The sequence below is a fragment of the Trinickia soli genome (genome assembly GCF_002879855.1).
Classification (GTDB): domain Bacteria; phylum Pseudomonadota; class Gammaproteobacteria; order Burkholderiales; family Burkholderiaceae; genus Trinickia; species Trinickia soli.
This window is the reverse complement of record NZ_PNYB01000001.1, coordinates 86,065-102,512: the sequence shown is the minus strand read 5'-3', so window position 1 is coordinate 102,512 and position 16,448 is coordinate 86,065. Positions and strand designations below refer to the sequence as shown.

Sequence of the window (16,448 nt, the reverse complement as noted above, 5' to 3'; positions counted from 1 at the left end):
GGCATTCGTCGGTGGTCGGGGCTGCCCCTGCGGTGAACCATGTAAACTACGAATGCTTCGAAGCACCCCTGGCAACCCCTATTCCAGGTTTCTTCGATTCTCGCCGGGCGAAGCGCCCGCCGCAAACGGAAGTTCTACGGGTTGTTCATGAGGTTTATGAATGAATTATCGAAAGTTGACGCCGTCCATGTCGCTGCTGCTGGCGTTCGAAGCGTCGGCGCGACATGAAAGCTTCACGCGCGCAGCCGGGGAGCTGTCGCTCACTCAAAGTGCCGTCAGCAGGCAGGTTCAAACGTTGGAGGCTCAACTCGGCGTGGCGCTGTTCGTGCGAGAGGGCAAGCGCATCGTCGCCACCGATGCGGGACGCGCTTATATGGCGGAGGTCGGCACCGCGTTGGCGCGGATTCGCAATGCGACGCTGCAAGTGTTGGCCTCCGACGCGTTCAGCCAACGCCTACGCCTCGCTACGCTGCCTACGTTCGGCGCCAAGTGGCTGTTACCGCGACTGCATCAGCTTTATCGGCAGCATCCTGATTTGCAGGTCGATCTGCATTCCCGGATCGAAGAGGTCGATTTCGCCACGCAACCGCTCGACGCTGCGATCACCGTCGGCGATGGCCGCTGGCCGAACGTCATCGCGCATCGGCTCTATGCGGAGGAGTTGGTACTCATCGGCAGCCCGCAAGCGCTCGGGCAGGCAGGCAAGCGCCGACGCAATGCGACTCGGCTCGCACGCCCCACAGTCGCAGCGCTCAACGGCCTGACCTTGCTCAGGGTAAGCAGCTTTCCCGACGCCTGGCGTGAATGGTGCGGACATTTTGGGCTGCCTCACCATGCACTGCGGCTCGGCCCCAGCTTTGAGCTCACTTCGCATTTGATCCAGGCCGTCATCGCAGGAATAGGCGTGGGGCTCGTGCCGCGTATGCTCGTTGAAGATGAGCTGAAAGATGGAAAGCTGTGCAGCCCGTTCGAAGCTGTCACGAGCTCGCGCTCGTATTACTTCATTTATCCGGAGCGCGTGCGGAATCACCCTGCGCTCGTGGCGTTTCGGGAATGGTTGCTGATGGCACAAATGGGAGCGGGCTGAAAAAACCGGGCCGTGGCAACGTCCGCTTTACATAGCCCGCGTCGCTGAATGGACGTGTGCCGGACGCTCAAGCACCCGGCGCACGCCATACCACCCCGTGGCAAAATAGCCTCCGCTGCGCTCCATCGGAGGCTGTCATGTCCATTCTCGTAGGCACCGCGTCGTGGACCGATAAAACGCTGATCGAATCGGGCGCGTTCTACCCACGCGGCTGCAATACCGCCGAAGCTCGCCTGCGTTACTACGCCAGCCTGTTCCCGATCGTCGAAGTCGACTCGTCCTACTACGGCATACCGACTGCAGCGAACAGCGCGCTATGGGTCGAACGAACGCCGCCCGGCTTCGTGTTCGACATCAAGGCATTTCGACTGTTTACCGGCCATCAAACCGAACCCAAAGTCCTGCCGCGCGATTTGCAAGCCGAGCTTCCGAAAACCGACAAAAAGAATCTTTACTACAAAGACGTGCCCACACCGATCGTCGAAGAGCTGTGGGCGCGTTTCTTCGCTGCGCTTGAGCCATTGCGAGCAGCGGGCAAATTGGGCTCAGTGCTGTTCCAGTTTCCTCACTGGGTCACGCCCGCGCCCAAATCGATCGCACACGTCATGCACTGCGCCGAACGTATGCAGCCGTTCCTGACGGCTTTCGAGTTCAGGCACGAGAGCTGGTTCGACGAGAAGCACCGGGAATCGACGCTGCGCATGGAGCGAGAACGAGGCATCGTGCATGTCATCGTCGATGCGCCGCCGGACGTCACTCGTCGCGCCCATACCGTTTGGGAGGCGACGTCGAACGAACTCGCCATCGTACGGCTGCATGGCCGCAACGCGCAAACATGGAGCGGCGCCGAATCGGCCGCCGAGCGGTTCAACTATGAATACGACGACGATGAGCTCAGCGAGCTGTCACCGCAGATACAGGAAATATCAAAGCGCGTCGCACGCACTCATGTGCTTTTCAACAACTGTTACCGCGATGTTGCGCAGCGTAATGCGCTGCGCTTGATCGAAATACTGTCGGGTTGATCTGTTGCCGAAAAGGGAAGCTCGGAAACGGAAGCTGAGATCGAATCGCAAGCCGATAAACACATCGGCCCTTCGCCGATTGTCATCGTTAGCAAATTGAAAGAGTTATTCTCCATACCAATGTGCTACGCTGAGCGCGAAAAAACCTAAGGCCGAACGCGAATGAAAGCAAAGACGCCCGTCGCGCATGAATCGGACTCCAATCGCCCGGGGATGGCGCTGCAGGGAGTTCGTGAAGGAGACAGCACTGCCACGGCCCGCGGCCGCCACGTGCATCAACGGCTGATCGATCAAAGCCCTCGCGTGCTGCAGCAGCAAGCCTACGAGCAGATGATCGAGCAAAGCCCTGTGGTGCAGCAACATGCGATGCTGCAGCAGAGCATCGATAGCAGCCCGCGCGTGCAGCAGCAGAAGGCGGCGGTCTCGCACCACTTGGCGCCATCGAACCCGACAGGCCTACCCGGCAGTCTCAAGACCGGCATCGAGTCGCTTTCCGGCCTTTCCATGGACCACGTGAAGGTCCATTACAACTCCTCCGAGCCCGCTCGAATGCAGGCACGTGCTTATGCGCGAGGTACCCAGATTCATCTCGGGCCCGGGGAGGAACGGCATCTTCCGCATGAAGCGTGGCACGTGGTGCAGCAGGCACAGGGGCGCGTGCCGGCCACGCGGCAAATGAAGGGGGCGGTCCCGCTCAACGACGACTCGGCGTTGGAGCAGGAAGCCGATGTCATGGGCGCTCAGGCCGTCCGCGTCGGAGGCGACACCGGCGCCGATACCGACACTGACCCCACTGAAGCTGAAACGGCGCCGCTCGGGGAGGCGTTGTCCGGCCCGGTCCAGCGTAACGGCAGCGATGACGAACGCGAGGACGATGCCGAATCGGAATCGGAATCGGAATCGGAGCCAGAACCGGAGCCAGCGCTGGACCTATCCACGCTGCCGAAGGTTAGCGAACCGCTGACGATAGGGGCAGCGGAAAAGGCGGCGCAAACGGGGGATCTGATCGATCGCATCCTTCATGAAGTCGCTGTCCGCGTCGCCGACATCTTCGAGGAAGAAGTCCCGTTCGACGCGCGCAACCTGTCGCTTGAAAAGCTGAAAGGGCCCCCTCCATCCGACACGCAATCGAAGCGGGCGAAAAAAGCTGCCCAAACAGCGAGCGCCAAAACCAAGAAGCCGACTGCGTCGTCAAAGAGCGAGGCTGACAAGAAGCCGGATCCTTCTCCGCACGACGAAGCGCGCAAGAAACTACAGGGCGAAACCGGTAGCGGTCAGCGCCTGAATGCGACCGTTACGCAGATACTGCTCGAACTGCAGCATTTGCGGCGCCTTTATATGACGGCCTTGCTCGGGCAATCCACCCATTCGCGCGGCAGCAATGTGTTCACCTGGAGCAACCTGGACTTCGTAGTCAAAGCCAAAGGTCGCTATGTGGCGCCGCTGAAGAATGAGACGTCGGGACGCGAAGGCGAATTGGTCGACGTACCGGACTCCTATTTCAACGCCTACGACTACCCGCGCAACGAACTCAGCTACAAAGATCTCAAGGCGGTGATCGAGGACATGCTCGCGGGCGACCTCCCGCAACTCGACGCCGGCAGGCTGACAACTTTCATCGCGGCGATCGGCGCCGAAATTTCGCGCTATCGGCCGCAAATCGTTTCGCTCGTGCTCGCGCTGTCGGGCGTCACCACCGATGTCGACGCCCATCAAAAAAACGTTTTTACGTCCGGGCTCACGATGACGACCGGCAGCACGGACCCGGGAAGCGGCAGCCATATCGACAATCGGCCGGGCTTTGCCGGCCAACCGGAAGAAAATCGCGCGACCGATCGGGCCGCTGTCCGCGAAGGCGCGATTTTGCGCGCGGCGTTTTCGCATTCCGTGCTGAAGCTCGACGTGGCCGCTTACGTCAGGCAGCGCGTCGAAGCACTAGGCCCCTCGCCCACCCTGGAGGCCTGCCGCCCCATCATCGACGACCTCGCGCACATGCTCATCTTCGTCATGAACCGGCAGGCGGCCAAGAGCGTGCATGTGCGCGAGCCGCAAACGATTCGACTCGAGGACCATCTCACCGAAAAGGCCAGACGCGATCATTTCCCCGAGGACTTCCAGTTTCCCTCGCGTTCGGTCGACGATTCATCGATCGTCTTGCTGAGTCCCTCGGACCGCGTACGGCTGGCGACGGAATTGTCTCGACACAACTGGGAAAAAGCGTTCAGAAGCACCGGCCTTTACGATGTTGCCAGCAGAACGAAAGGCTCGAAACAGATTCTGTATGGCAAGGCCACGATCCGCCTGACCAACCAGGACGGCCCCACGAGCTTCACGAAGAACGGCAACCATTGGGCCGGACACACCTGGGTCGGCGAGCATAAGAGCCTGAGTCCCGACGATTTTCAAAAAGCGGTCAAACAGAAACAAGGTGAAGCGCTCAACGAGCGCGGGGCGCGCGCGCCAGTGCGCAAACCACACGAGCGCATCAGCGATCTTTATCGGCTGCTCGACGGCAAAGAGGATAAAGATAAGCGCGCACTCAATGAGCAGCTCGCACGCATCCTTGCCTCTCTGGACAAGAACGGCAATCTCGAAGCCGTGCAAGGCGAAGTGTCGGCGCTCGAAGAGCAGCTTTCATCGCGCGACGCCAATTTGCGAGCACTGCTGTTGGGGTCGCTGCCGTCGAACGAATGGGGGTTGATGCCGCGCAGTTGGCAGCGGCATGAAGCTTCCGGCTTGGGCCACAATTGCCTCATCGATTCGCTGTTGCAGCATGTCACCAACCTGGCTCCCGACGCACGGCGCCAGGAAGCCGCCGCCATCCGTCAGCAATTGATCCGCGAGCGCCGAACCCGCCCGCTCGAATACTTGTCGGCGCACGAACATGGGGAACGGGTACTGCAATTGATCGGCGTCGATCCGAGCCAGTACGAGGTACGCACTGAATGGACTTCGGGCGGCCTCGTACAAGTCAGAGAAACGCTCCATGCGGGGGCGCCGCAGGTGATCCGCTTGTGGAATACGGGCGGCCACTACGAGCCCATCACCGTCACGGTCGACAATCCGCTTGTCGACGATATCGAAGCCAATCAAACCAATACGCCGACATTGCGGGCGGCCGCGCCGCTTTGGTTGCGCACGACGCTCGACGATGCCGACGAACAGACGCTGACCGAACTCGAAAAAGAGCAACCGGAGGAATACCAATCCGATCGCGCGACGACGGTCGGCTACGTGCGCACAACCGTCGATCATCGAAGCCTTTACACCTTCCCCGGCTCCAAACCTCCTTCCGGCGAAACGCGTTTTATCCTGCGAGAGCCCGGTTTCAATCCAGAGTCCGGTGCGGCGGCGCTCAAGGAATTTCTCGACACCTATGAAATCCCGTATGCGGAAGTGACGATCTATACGCGCACTCATGTTTTGCGCATCACGGGAGTACAAACGGGTAACGAAGCGAGCCCCTATGTGTTCAAGACGGCCCCGATAGCGGCCCAGAAAAAAGCGCCTGCGAAGAAGACCGAGACTGCGACGACGGAGTGAGCAGGGCTTTGCAAAAAAAAGATCCGTATTTCGTGGTTGAAATGGGTCAGATCTCGCCTTCCTCGATCAACCGCGCCAGTGCTGATATGTCTACGGTGTAGTTTTTCGGTTCGTGTGTTGATGGCGTCCGCTCGCGCGCTGCCTTCGGGGGCTTATCGACCACCAGCAGGTCTGCAGGCCCGTGGCCGTTGCGTCGTCCAGCACGCCACTTCTTGCCGCGCGTCAATCAGGATGAGAATGCAGGCGCAGCTGCGACGGTGAAGGGCGTAGCCCGGAACCTGCTCCGGGAATTCGGCCGGTGGCGGTGCTGGAGGAGATGCTTCGACGGCATCCGAGCCTGTCGCGCACCGTGCGACGAACGTTGGAGCGACGCATCCGCGATTGGCGTGCGATGCATGGCGAGGAGCGTGACGTCATCTTCCGCCAGGTTCATGAGCCCGGCCGCCTTGGGCTGTCCGACTTCACCGACATGCACAGCCTGGCGTGAGCGTGGAAGGTGTCGCGCTCGATCACCGCCTGTATCGCTCTCGTCTGGCCTGCTGGGGCTTCGAGCCCGCTCGCGTCATTCTCGGCGGCGAGAGCTATGTCGCGCTCGCCGAAGGGCTGCAGAATGCGTTACGGGCACTGGGAGGTGCGCCACGCGAACACCGCAGCGACAGCCTGTCCGCCGCCTTCCGCAATCTCGATCGCGAAGCACGCGGCGATCTGACCACGCGTTACGATGCACTGTGTGCTCACTGCGGCATGCAGCCGACCCGCAACAACCGCGTTTGGGTGGCACGGCCTTGATGACGCTGCGTATCGGCTGGGCAGACCAGGAACATAGCGTCGTGGGAAATTGGAACAAAGACCAGCCGACGGTAGAAGGGCTATTTTGGGTGAAGCCAAAATTCGGTCGCCGAGATCGTGAACGTGGTAATTGACGACGCGTTCATATGGACCGGAGTCCGGGGTCAACATCACGGATGGTTGGCGGCTGGCGAGCATGGCTCGCCGGAGAGCACCAATCACGCGTACGATCCGCGCGAACCCCTGCGTGCTAGCAGGACACACGGTCGCCGGCGAGTTGGAATACAGAAACAGCGGACTTAAGCTTTACCGCCTGCTCTTCGAGCGACTGCGCAGCGGCGGCGGCCTGCTCGACGAGTGCCGCGTTTTGCTGTGTCACCTCATCCATCTGACCGATGGACCGGTTGACTTGCTCGATGCCGCGGCTTTGTTCCTCGGATGCTGCGGCGATTTCGGCGACGATGTCCGACACTTGCTTGATCGCATGCATCACCTGCCCCATCGTTTCGCCCACCTCGCCCGCGCGGTGCGCGCCATCCTGGATCGTGGCGACAGACGAGTTGATCAATTCCTTGATCTCTTTTGCCGCAGCGGCCGAGCGCTGTGCCAAGCTGCGCACCTCGCTCGCCACGACGGCGAAGCCTCGCCCCTGCTCGCCTGCGCGTGCCGCTTCCACCGCCGCGTTCAATGCAAGGATGTTGGTCTGAAACGCGATGCCTTCGATGGTGCCCGTAATCTCGGAGATCTTGCTCGAACTGCCGCTGATTTCTCCGATCGTCCGCACCATCCCTTGCACCGCATCGTTGCCGGCGCCGGATATGTTGGTGGCTCGCAAAGCCAGGGCGCTGGCTTGATGCGCGTTGTCCGCGTTCCGCTTGACTGTTTCGGTCAACTGAACCATGCTCGCCGCCGTTTCCTCCAGCGACGCGGCCTGCTCCTCGGTGCGAGCCGAGAGATCGGAGTTACCTGCCGATATCTGGCTGGCGGCAGTCGTGACACTTTCGGTGCCCGACCGCACTTCGGCTGCGATGCGTGTAAGACTGTCCCGCATCGTTTGCATCGTCGATATCAGGCTGCGCGAATCCCCCGACGCGCTGATCTTTACCGTCAAATCCCCGGCCGCGATCCGACTGGCGACTTTCGTCGCCAAAGCCGGTTCGCCGCCAAGTTGCGCGCGAAGGCGACGGGCAATGAAACGAGAAATTGCCACACTGGAGGCCAGTGCGACAAAGAAGATCGCGAGGAGTGTCCAGCTTCCCGCCTGCGTGCGCTCACGGGCTTCGGCTTCCACGGCCTTGGAATTCTTCGTCGCGAGTTCGACTACCTGATCGATCGCCTTCCGGTGAATTTCGTACTGCTGGGAGATGCGAGACAGTGCGTCAAGCGCGGCGGCCTTGTTTCCGCGCTGCAGGGCGGGAATGAAGTCGGTGAATACAATCTGATAAAACGCAAGCGCCGCAGGGTGCGCCTTGTCCATGAGGGCATTGCGAGTGGCAGGATTCAGACGTTGCTCGGCCCAGTATCGATGGCGATCGTCGTAATCCGCCTTGAGCGCCTTGAGCCGATCGATCAGGCGCGACTGGTCCGCCGATTCCGCGCCGACAAGCTGAAAGCATGTGAGGTATGACTCGATCACGTACTCCGGCGGAGGAAGAATATCCGATACCAGATCCTTGTTTTGGACGATCTTGTCGTAGAGCGGCCCGTTCACGCGCAGTTCCTTGATGACGAACATCGAGCACAGACCGTACAGTAGGAAACAGCTTGCAAAGCTCACCATCAACAGAATCATCTGGGCTCTGAATGAAAGCTGCGCGCCAATATTCGATTTCACGCTGATTTCCCGGTTGTTGAGCCAAGTCGGAGGTACTGTGGAAAGGAGCCATCGAGACAGCGCGATGGCGCCCGTTGTTTCCCGCCCGCCCCTTTAGGCGAGCGCTATTAAGCAGGTAAACGGCGTCTTACCCTAATTCATAAAGGGTTATTTGAGGTAGGGGTTTCCCGGGGCGCCGCTCGATGGCCTTAATTCGATCACGACATGATGGTTCGTCGTTAAGGCGAAGTGGGCGTCTGAATGTCCGATTGCGCTCGTGGGTAATCAGCTCGGAACTCGCCGCCGTGAGCCAGGAGTGCCCACGCGATCCGCGCGTTTTTGTTCGCGAGTGCGACGGCCGCAACGTTCTGGTTTCAGCGCTGAAGCAAACCCTCTAACCGGCGGTCCTTGTCTCTCGCGAGTTTGCGACTGGCCTCATTGCTGCGGTGCCATGCCTGGATTTGTGCTTCGAGTTCCCGAGCTTGCCGGTCGAGTTCTTTCAGGTGTGCCATCAGACGCTCAATGAGCAGCGGGAAGGAGCCCGTCAATTCATTGCTGGCGTCTTCGAGCAGCTCCGGCACGCGGCTTATGAGATGTAAGATTCCTTGGGGAATGATGATGCCAAACTCGCCGAGCAGCCCGCGAATCTGATTGGCCTGCGCCGTTCGCGCCCGCACAAATCCTTGACGGACACGATGCAGCGACAAGACCGATTGCTGCTCAACGGTCTTGATCGGCACGAAGCGCATGTTCGGTCGCGCGACGGCTTCGCGGATCGCCTCGGCGTCGGCCGCGTCGTTCTGGTTCGTCTTCACATACGGCTTGACGAACTGCGGTGCAATCAGCCGAACCGTGTGTCCCATGCCTTGGAGCTTACGAGCCCAGTTGGAGGCTATCGGCGGCCAGCTACTCGACCGGCTCGCCCTACAGCTACAGAATACGGCTTTAAAACTGTCTAGATAGCGCGCAATTCACCCACGAAATACCGACACCTAAAAAAACGGCGGTACGTGCCACTGACACGCCCGCCCAAGTACGACGAGGAGTTCGCTGCTTAAAGCGAATGGCGCATGCCGATTCTCAAGTCTGCCTGCGTCGTCGTGGTCGACGGTGCAAAGCTATATGGCCTTCATCGTGGACGTGTTCGCCCGGCGCATCGTCGGCTGGCGCGTCAGCTCGTCGATGACCACGGACTTCGTTCTGGATGCACTTGAACAGGCGCTGTACGCGCGACGGCCGGGCGGCGACGGGACGCTGATACATCACTCCGACAGAGGGTCGCAATATGTCAGCATTCGTTACAGCGAGCGGCTGGCCGAAGCCGGCATCGAACCGTCGGTCGGCAGCCGAGGCGACAGCTACGACAACGCGCTGGCGGAAACGATCAACGGTTTGTACAAGGCTGAACTGATACATCGCCGCACCTGGAAAACACGGGAGTCCGTCGAGCTCGCAACGCTGGAATGGGTGGCCTGGTTCAATCACCATCGGTTGATGGAACCGCTCGGCTATATCCCGCCCGCTGAAGCTGAGGCAAACTACTATCGGCAACTTGAAATGCCTGTCGATGAACCGGTATTAACTTAAACCAACCAGCCTCCACGATTCCCGGGCCGGTTCAGTTTTCCGATTGACTCGGCGATCTTACTGGCCTCCATTCGCGCGAAGGGGGGAGCCACCGCATTGCACCAACCTTGGTATCAAGAGGCATCCCGTTGCCCGATATGGAGCGCGGTGTATTCGCGGGAATCCTGCGCCGCGGCGTTGTAGGCATTGAGGCGTCCATCGAATCCGATGCCCTCAATAGCGCGCCCAGTCGAAACCACGAGGTACGAGAATGCCAGGCCCTATGTTAAAATCAAGCACAGAATGATAAACAAATCCGCATGGAATTTTGCGGATACCCTCGCCCCGCGGCCGTCGGGAGCAACTGAGAGATTGGAACAATAATGCTAATCAGATCCGCCTCGCCCGGGGAACTGAAGTACAGCGACATATACGACGCGATACAGCGAGGCGTTCTCCAACGAGAGCGATTGCTCAAACTCGATACGCCGCTTGGCCCCGATGTCCTGATTCCACTGCGCGCACAAGGCTGGGCAAAGATCGGTCGCGACTATCGCTGGACGATAGACGCCGTTTCGATAAATAAAAACCTCTCTCTGTTGTCGCTGATGCATCAGCCAGGGACACTGTGGCTTCAGCAGACAACGACGGCGTCTTCCCCTTCAAGTTACCGCCCCATTCACGGCTTCGTTCATCGTGTCAGCGTGCTCGGAAGCGACGGCGATCTCGCGGTCTATCAAGTGGAATTCGCGTCGGCGCTTTATTTCCTCGGCCATACGCGCAACGACTATTACTGGCTGGAGAAGAACGCGCGTGAAATCATGCACGACGTCTTCGATCGGTATTCGCAGTTGCAAGGCCAGGTTCGTTTCAACATCGTGACCGAGCCCCGGGTGCGCTCGTACTGTCGGCAAGCGGAATCGGATCTGAATTTCGTCCATCGAATTCTCGAAGACGAAGGCTGGTACTTCTATTGGGAGCATGCGGACGACAACGCGGGCCAGACAACGCTCGTCATCGTGGACAGTCTCACGGCCCTCCCGAAGGGAACTTCGGTTGAGTACTGCCGGGGCAATACGGACGATGAGGTCGACGGCCTAACGCAATGGGCAGCCCTGCAAACCCTTCAAAGCGTACGCTACACAAATCGGTCGTTCGACTACATGCGACCGAGCTATGACTTCGAGGCGTCGAGTCAGCTCAAGGCGACGACCTATACCATTGAACAACGGCGTTATGAGGAGTCGCAGCAGATCCCCGCGGCGCCGATGGAAGTTTTCGAGTCCTTGCCTTACGGCTACCCCAGTTCGGACGCCGGATATGCCCGCGCGCGGCTGCGTACGGAAGCCTGGGATGCGCAAGCGCGTCGCTATTCGGGCATCGGCGCTTTGCGATGGATCGATGCGGGGTCGCATTTCGAGCTGAATCACCACCCGCGACATAAGGGCGGGGATTCACGCGACAACGTGTTTGTTGCGATCGAACTGCGTTGGCACATCGAAAACAACTTGCCGATCGGGCTCCACAACGCGGCCTTCCCTCACAGTCTGCAGCGCGTCATCGCAGACGCCAGGGCCACGCATGGCAAGCGCTTCGTGTCGAAACCGCATGCAGCCGACGGCCAGACAGGCTATTTCGTCGTCGAACTGGAAGCACAACCGGCATCCGTCGAATATCGCAGCCCCTTCGAACACCACAAACCTGTCATGCAGATCGAGCATGCGCAGGCCGTTGCACCGGAGGGCGAGGAAGCTTGGGCCGACGCGTTGAATCGGATCCGCGTGCATTATGCGTGGGATCGGCAAACACCGGCGGGCGCCTTCGTTTCGTCGCCGTTGTTGCTCTCCATGCAAGCGGATACCGGGAACGGCTACGGCGGCGTTCACGTGCCTCGCGCAGGCGAGTGGCTCGCGATCGGCCACTGGGGAGGCGATTGCGACCGCCCGTTCATCCTTGGCCGACTCGCTGGCGGCACGACGCAGCCGCCGTGGCATACGAACGTCCTGCTGTCAGGCTTCCGCTCGCGCGGATTCGGCAACACCGGCGCGTACAACGCCCTGGTTCACGACGACGCGACGAACCAGGGCGGAACGCGCTTCACGAGCTATACGGGCAAGAGCTATAGCGCCTTTCATCAGGGCTACTTGATCCAGCAGGACGGCAACAGGCGGGGCCGCTACCTGGGCAGCGGCTTTATCTTGCACACGGATGACTACGGCGCAGTACGCGCCAACCGCGGCCTGTATATCAGCACGCATGCCGGCTCGTACGACAGTGAACAACTCGGTGTCGACGAACTACAGGATCAATTGGAACGCACGGGCATGCTTGTCGAATCGTTGTCGAGCGCCAGCACGACGGCGCAGGCCGAGCCTCTGCAAGCGACTCAAGGCGTGCTGAAGGCGATGACAAGCGCAACGCTTCATACCACGTCGGGTACCGCGTCCGGCGGGCGCACGGGAGGCGGCGGCATGGGCGAGGCCAATAGCTTCACCGCCCCACTGATCGCGGTGGCCGGTCCTGCGGGCATTCTCTTGTCGACGCAGCAATCGACGCAGGTCACAGCGGATAAGCAGATCAGCGTCGTCAGCGGCGAAAACGCGACCGTCGCCACTGGGAAATCGTTGATCATGGCGGCCGCCGAGAAGATCAGCCTATTCGTTCAGCAAGCGGGCGTGAAGATCTTTGCGGCCAAGGGCAAGGTTGAAGTTGCCGCTCAAAGCGACGAGATGACGCTCTACGCCGACCAGAACATGACGCTGACGAGCAACCAGGGCCGCATCGTCATCGAGGCCAAACAGGAATTGATGTTCAAGTGCGGCGGCTCCTATATCCGCATTACGGCCGACGGCATCGAGGATGGCACGCGCGGTGGCAGGACGTTCAAGTCGGCATCCTTCAGCCGACAAGGGCCGAGCTCGGTTGCGGAGCACATGAACAGCCTGCCGAAAACGAAGTTCAACGATCCGTATGTGCTGCGCAATCGCATCACCGGCGAGGTTTTGAAAAACCACCCGTTCGAACTCGTTCGCGCGGACGGCACGCGGATAACCGGTATGACGAACGAGCTCGGACATGTGCCCGAGCAAAAGAGCGAAAACGTCGAGTCGATCATGCTGCGCGCGCTGCGGCCGAGCCCGAAGACCGGCGGAACTTCAGCGTGATTCACGATAAAAACTCTAATTCGATAAGCCGAAATGAGCGATAACCAGGCAGACAGTCAGGGCAACGGTTCGCCCTTCGATGACAGCGCGCAGCAAGAGGTCGTACGGCTGGCGGGACGCACGGACAAGGATGGGGCATCGTACGCGCACGCGACGTTGACGCCGGCGAGCGACACTCGGCCGAAAGAGATGCTGTGCGACGTGCGGCCGATCATTCCGGTGATTTTCTTGCCCGGCGTGATGGGGTCTTTGCTGACATTCAAAGATACCGGCGACGAAATGCTCTTTGCGCCGAACTCGGACACGGTGCTCGCGGACATCGGAGCGCTTGGGGCATTGATCGGAATGTGGTTCTCCAGTGCCTCGTCCCGGGAAAAGACCTATGATCCGACGCGTGCAGCAGTCACACCACTCGGCCCGATCAATGTCGGCAAACATGCGAAGGACGACACCAACGATCAATTCATCGACGAGGACGAAGCGCGTCGACGTGGCTGGGGATCGGTGCATCGGACGAGCTATCACCCGGTCCTCGCGTGGCTTGAAGAACAACTCAATCAACCCATGAAGCTTGGCAAGGTTCATGGCGCATGGGTGGACCCGGATCCCGAAGGGAAGGACTGGACGCTCAAACCATTGTTGGGTACCCATCCGACGAATTATGGGGCGTTCGGTAAGGGGGATGCACTTACCGAGGACTCGCCGGAATTCAAGCACTTCGCGAAATACCGGTACCGCGTATACGCGATTGGTTACAACTGGCTGCAATCGAACGCGGACTCGGGCAAGCAAGTCATCGAGGGCTCGGACTACTACGACCCAAAGACAAAGAAGACGACGCGGCTGATGGGCATCAGAGAGATCTGCGCTGAGAACCACACTGGCAAGGCGATCATCTTGACCCACTCGATGGGCGGCCTCGTGGCACGGATGGCGATCGCCATGCACGGTGCCGCGGATCTGATGCACGGTGTGTTTCACAGCGTGCAGCCGGCAACGGGGGCGCCTGTTGCCGCCAAGCGCTTCAGGACTGGCGCTGGAAACGAGGGGGGACTGAATAGCTTCGTCGGCGGTAGCCTTCTCGGACGTGACGCGAACGAGTTCACAGCCGTGCTGGCGAACGCGCCGGGGCCACTTGAGCTAATTCCTATGCCGGACTACAACAACGGAAAACCATGGTGGATATTCTCGCGACTCGACGGCTCGCCAGTAATGCAGTTACCGGAAAACGGCGACGCATATAAAGAGATTTATACGAATTCAAAATGGTTCGGTCTAGTACCCGATGAGAAGGTTCTCGATCCCGCAGGCATCGTGAAGACCCGGCTCGGCAAAACTCATCATGGCGATACTGTGCTAGGGAATTTTTATACGACGGTAGGTAATGCGATAAAAAATCAGCGGAAAATCACCAACGTCTATCATCCAAAAACGTTTGCTTCGTACGGAGACGGGGCGCTAAGGGCCAAGTCACCCAGCACCCAAGCAACTGGTAGCAAAAAGAATAGGCAGAGCGTTGAGGAAGGCAACGAACTCAAAGATTTGTTGACCTGGGGCACGGTGATCTGGAAGGGCAATTTCCCGTCCGATGTAACCGAAGAGGAATTGCGCGCCGCAAGGTTCTTGCACGACTCGCACACTGGTAACTTGCGAGTGTACTTGGAAACACGCAAGCTGGCCGTGGAGTTCGAGGTGCAGAAGGTAAACAAGTTGCCCGCAGACGCGGATCCTACGGATCCAGCCCCGTACAACAGTAAGAACGGTATCATTGCGGGTGACGGTACGGTGCCTGTCTGGTCTGCCGAAGCGCAGGCGCGTGGTTTGGATCCAAGGGTTAAGGGCGATCCGGCTACCGGAGTGCAGATGGCATTTGTCCAACACGGCTATGTTCATCAGCTCAGCTACATGCACCCTTGGGTGCGCTGGGCTTTGCTATACAGCATCGTGCAAATCGCGCAGGATGCCCCGGAGCCAACATGCTGAATTTCGCGAAAGCCCTACTATTTATCGCAGGCGTGAGTGTCTGCTCAATCGCATTCTCCGGGGAATTGATGATGAGTAATCTTTTATTGTCCAAATCGCGTCCATGGTGCATCGGTCGATTCATGTTTGATCGCCCGACAGCCAGCGAAATCTCCAATCAACGTTACGAGTTTGAAGGCGATAAGTTACAAACTCAATATAACGTGTCGCTATCAGCGTACCGAGCAAAAATTGAGGACAGGGAAAATGAACTTCGCTCGAAAAAACGAGTGTATCCGGGTGATGGGAAGGAAAGGAATCATCCCTGGCTAGAAAAAGCATTTTCGCCGACCAATGATTCACGTGTATTTATTTATCGAGACACGGCAGCAGAAGGGATTGATCTGCCGTTCGACTCAGAGGCTCATGTGTACGACAATGGCACTCTGTTCAATATTACAGGTCGAATCGGATCATCGGTAATTGATAAAGTCGTAAGCATTTACGACAAGGAGATTCGTCGCATCAAGGCCCGCGATAACTGGACAGTACCGGCGGAGTCTGGCTTCTGCTTCGACGGCGGGATCATGACGGGCTCGTCCACGACGACGGAGGAGGTCAGCCAGTCGTTCGCGCTGATGCCCGGTCGGCCCGCACTACTCGTAATCCAGATGCGCGATTCAGTCGAACAGGATCAAAACGAGCCCCTGACCAAGACACTGCCCGCCCTCCGTGCGCAACTGTCCCGGCAGCCGGGGCGCTACCGCATTCTTCGCGAGGGCAAGCGGACCGTAGCCGGCATGAATGCCGAAGAAGTCTTGTTCGAGCTCCAAGACGGTGGGATCACTTCCTATCGGTTTTACCTGATCGCACCGGGCGATCCGAGCACGTTGGCGAAGCCCCACACCGCCATCCAGCTATTGCTCGGTGCAAGCAGTCCCGATTTGACGCCGGAGCAAGCGACCTCCCCTGTCGACGAAGCCGGCGCGCTTCAAGTGTGGGACACGCTCCTGAACAGCTTGCATCTGCGCCCCGGAGCGGTGTAAAGGGAGTCACCTATGCGGCGGTACGACATTGTCAAGGGAGACGCCACAACCGCAGGCGGCATCGTGCAGGCCGGAGACGGTAACGATCTGATCGGCGATCGCGAGCAGGCCTACGAGAACGATCCCGTTTGGTGTCCTGCTTGTAAGGCGATGGGTAAGATCGTGTGCGATGGTCCGCGGATATCAACGACCGGGCCGGATGGGAGACAAGCAGCGCTAAGCGACGACCTCTGCGTCTGCCAGTGCCCAACGCCTCCGCAACTGGTCGCGTCGCAGTCGGTGTCATATATCGAAGTCTGAACTCAAAGAGGGAGAAATGGTCAAGAGGCTTATTGAAATCGCGACGGTGCTCGTCCTTACGGTCGGAATGTTTGGGTGCGCGTCATTACATTGCATTCCGGTGTGTGGTTAGGGTTAATCGTACTGTCAGGTTGTTGGAGATGTCGGCGAATA

At 59.3% G+C, this 16,448-nt stretch carries 8 protein-coding genes and 3 pseudogenes; 9 read left to right on the top strand and 2 right to left on the bottom strand.

What is annotated here, in order from left to right:
• Nucleotides 1–160 precede the first annotated feature (160 nt).
• The 4 genes and pseudogenes from C0Z19_RS00500 to C0Z19_RS00480 form a co-directional block, all read left to right on the top strand.
• Nucleotides 161–1,087 (top strand): LysR substrate-binding domain-containing protein, encoded by a 927-nt coding sequence (locus C0Z19_RS00500; protein WP_102607836.1) that lies wholly within the window; start codon nucleotides 161–163, stop codon nucleotides 1,085–1,087.
• Nucleotides 1,088–1,224: 137 nt separating this feature from the next.
• A complete protein-coding gene (locus C0Z19_RS00495; RefSeq protein ID WP_102607835.1) occupies nucleotides 1,225–2,112 on the top strand; it encodes a DUF72 domain-containing protein in 888 nt (295 codons plus the stop codon).
• Between the two features lie 162 nt (nucleotides 2,113–2,274).
• Nucleotides 2,275–5,655 (top strand): eCIS core domain-containing protein, encoded by a 3,381-nt coding sequence (locus C0Z19_RS28400; protein WP_233195932.1) that lies wholly within the window; start codon nucleotides 2,275–2,277, stop codon nucleotides 5,653–5,655.
• A 274-nt stretch (nucleotides 5,656–5,929) separates the two neighbouring features.
• Nucleotides 5,930–6,423, top strand: a pseudogene (locus tag C0Z19_RS00480) (IS21 family transposase); the annotation flags it as partial.
• A gap of 271 nt (nucleotides 6,424–6,694) precedes the next feature.
• Here the strand turns inward: C0Z19_RS00480 and C0Z19_RS00475 are convergent.
• The gene (locus tag C0Z19_RS00475) at nucleotides 6,695–8,236 is read right to left on the bottom strand and encodes a methyl-accepting chemotaxis protein (protein ID WP_102607833.1); all 1,542 of its coding nucleotides are present in this window, start codon (nucleotides 8,234–8,236) and stop codon (nucleotides 6,695–6,697) included.
• Between the two features lie 260 nt (nucleotides 8,237–8,496).
• Nucleotides 8,497–9,141 (bottom strand): annotated as a pseudogene (locus tag C0Z19_RS00470) (transposase); the annotation flags it as partial.
• Between the two features lie 235 nt (nucleotides 9,142–9,376).
• Between C0Z19_RS00470 and C0Z19_RS00465 the strand changes: the two are divergent.
• The 5 genes and pseudogenes from C0Z19_RS00465 to C0Z19_RS00445 form a co-directional block, all read left to right on the top strand.
• Nucleotides 9,377–9,844 (top strand): annotated as a pseudogene (locus C0Z19_RS00465) (IS3 family transposase); the annotation flags it as partial.
• A gap of 362 nt (nucleotides 9,845–10,206) precedes the next feature.
• Nucleotides 10,207–12,987 carry a type VI secretion system Vgr family protein gene (locus C0Z19_RS00460; protein WP_102607832.1) on the top strand — a complete coding sequence of 927 codons (2,781 nt, stop codon included), beginning with the start codon at nucleotides 10,207–10,209 and terminating at the stop codon, nucleotides 12,985–12,987.
• A 33-nt stretch (nucleotides 12,988–13,020) separates the two neighbouring features.
• Complete coding sequence (locus C0Z19_RS00455) at nucleotides 13,021–14,970, top strand: esterase/lipase family protein (protein WP_102607831.1); 1,950 nt, start codon at nucleotides 13,021–13,023, stop codon at nucleotides 14,968–14,970.
• Complete coding sequence (locus C0Z19_RS28150) at nucleotides 14,964–15,995, top strand: T6SS immunity protein Tli4 family protein (RefSeq protein WP_332882199.1); 1,032 nt, start codon at nucleotides 14,964–14,966, stop codon at nucleotides 15,993–15,995. Before C0Z19_RS00455 ends, C0Z19_RS28150 begins: the two co-directional genes overlap by 7 nt.
• A gap of 12 nt (nucleotides 15,996–16,007) precedes the next feature.
• Complete coding sequence (locus C0Z19_RS00445; RefSeq protein WP_102607830.1) at nucleotides 16,008–16,295, top strand: PAAR domain-containing protein; 288 nt, start codon at nucleotides 16,008–16,010, stop codon at nucleotides 16,293–16,295.
• Nucleotides 16,296–16,448 lie beyond the last annotated feature (153 nt).

Coding starts and splice junctions, on each gene's coding strand:
- C0Z19_RS28400 (WP_233195932.1), top strand. CDS start 2,275: ATGAAAGCAAAGACGCCCGTCGCGCATGAATCGGACTCCAATCGCCCG.
- C0Z19_RS00495 (WP_102607835.1), top strand. CDS start 1,225: ATGTCCATTCTCGTAGGCACCGCGTCGTGGACCGATAAAACGCTGATC.
- C0Z19_RS00500 (WP_102607836.1), top strand. CDS start 161: ATGAATTATCGAAAGTTGACGCCGTCCATGTCGCTGCTGCTGGCGTTC.
- C0Z19_RS00475 (WP_102607833.1), bottom strand. CDS start 8,236: ATGATTCTGTTGATGGTGAGCTTTGCAAGCTGTTTCCTACTGTACGGT.
- C0Z19_RS28150 (WP_332882199.1), top strand. CDS start 14,964: ATGCTGAATTTCGCGAAAGCCCTACTATTTATCGCAGGCGTGAGTGTC.
- C0Z19_RS00455 (WP_102607831.1), top strand. CDS start 13,021: ATGAGCGATAACCAGGCAGACAGTCAGGGCAACGGTTCGCCCTTCGAT.
- C0Z19_RS00445 (WP_102607830.1), top strand. CDS start 16,008: ATGCGGCGGTACGACATTGTCAAGGGAGACGCCACAACCGCAGGCGGC.
- C0Z19_RS00460 (WP_102607832.1), top strand. CDS start 10,207: ATGCTAATCAGATCCGCCTCGCCCGGGGAACTGAAGTACAGCGACATA.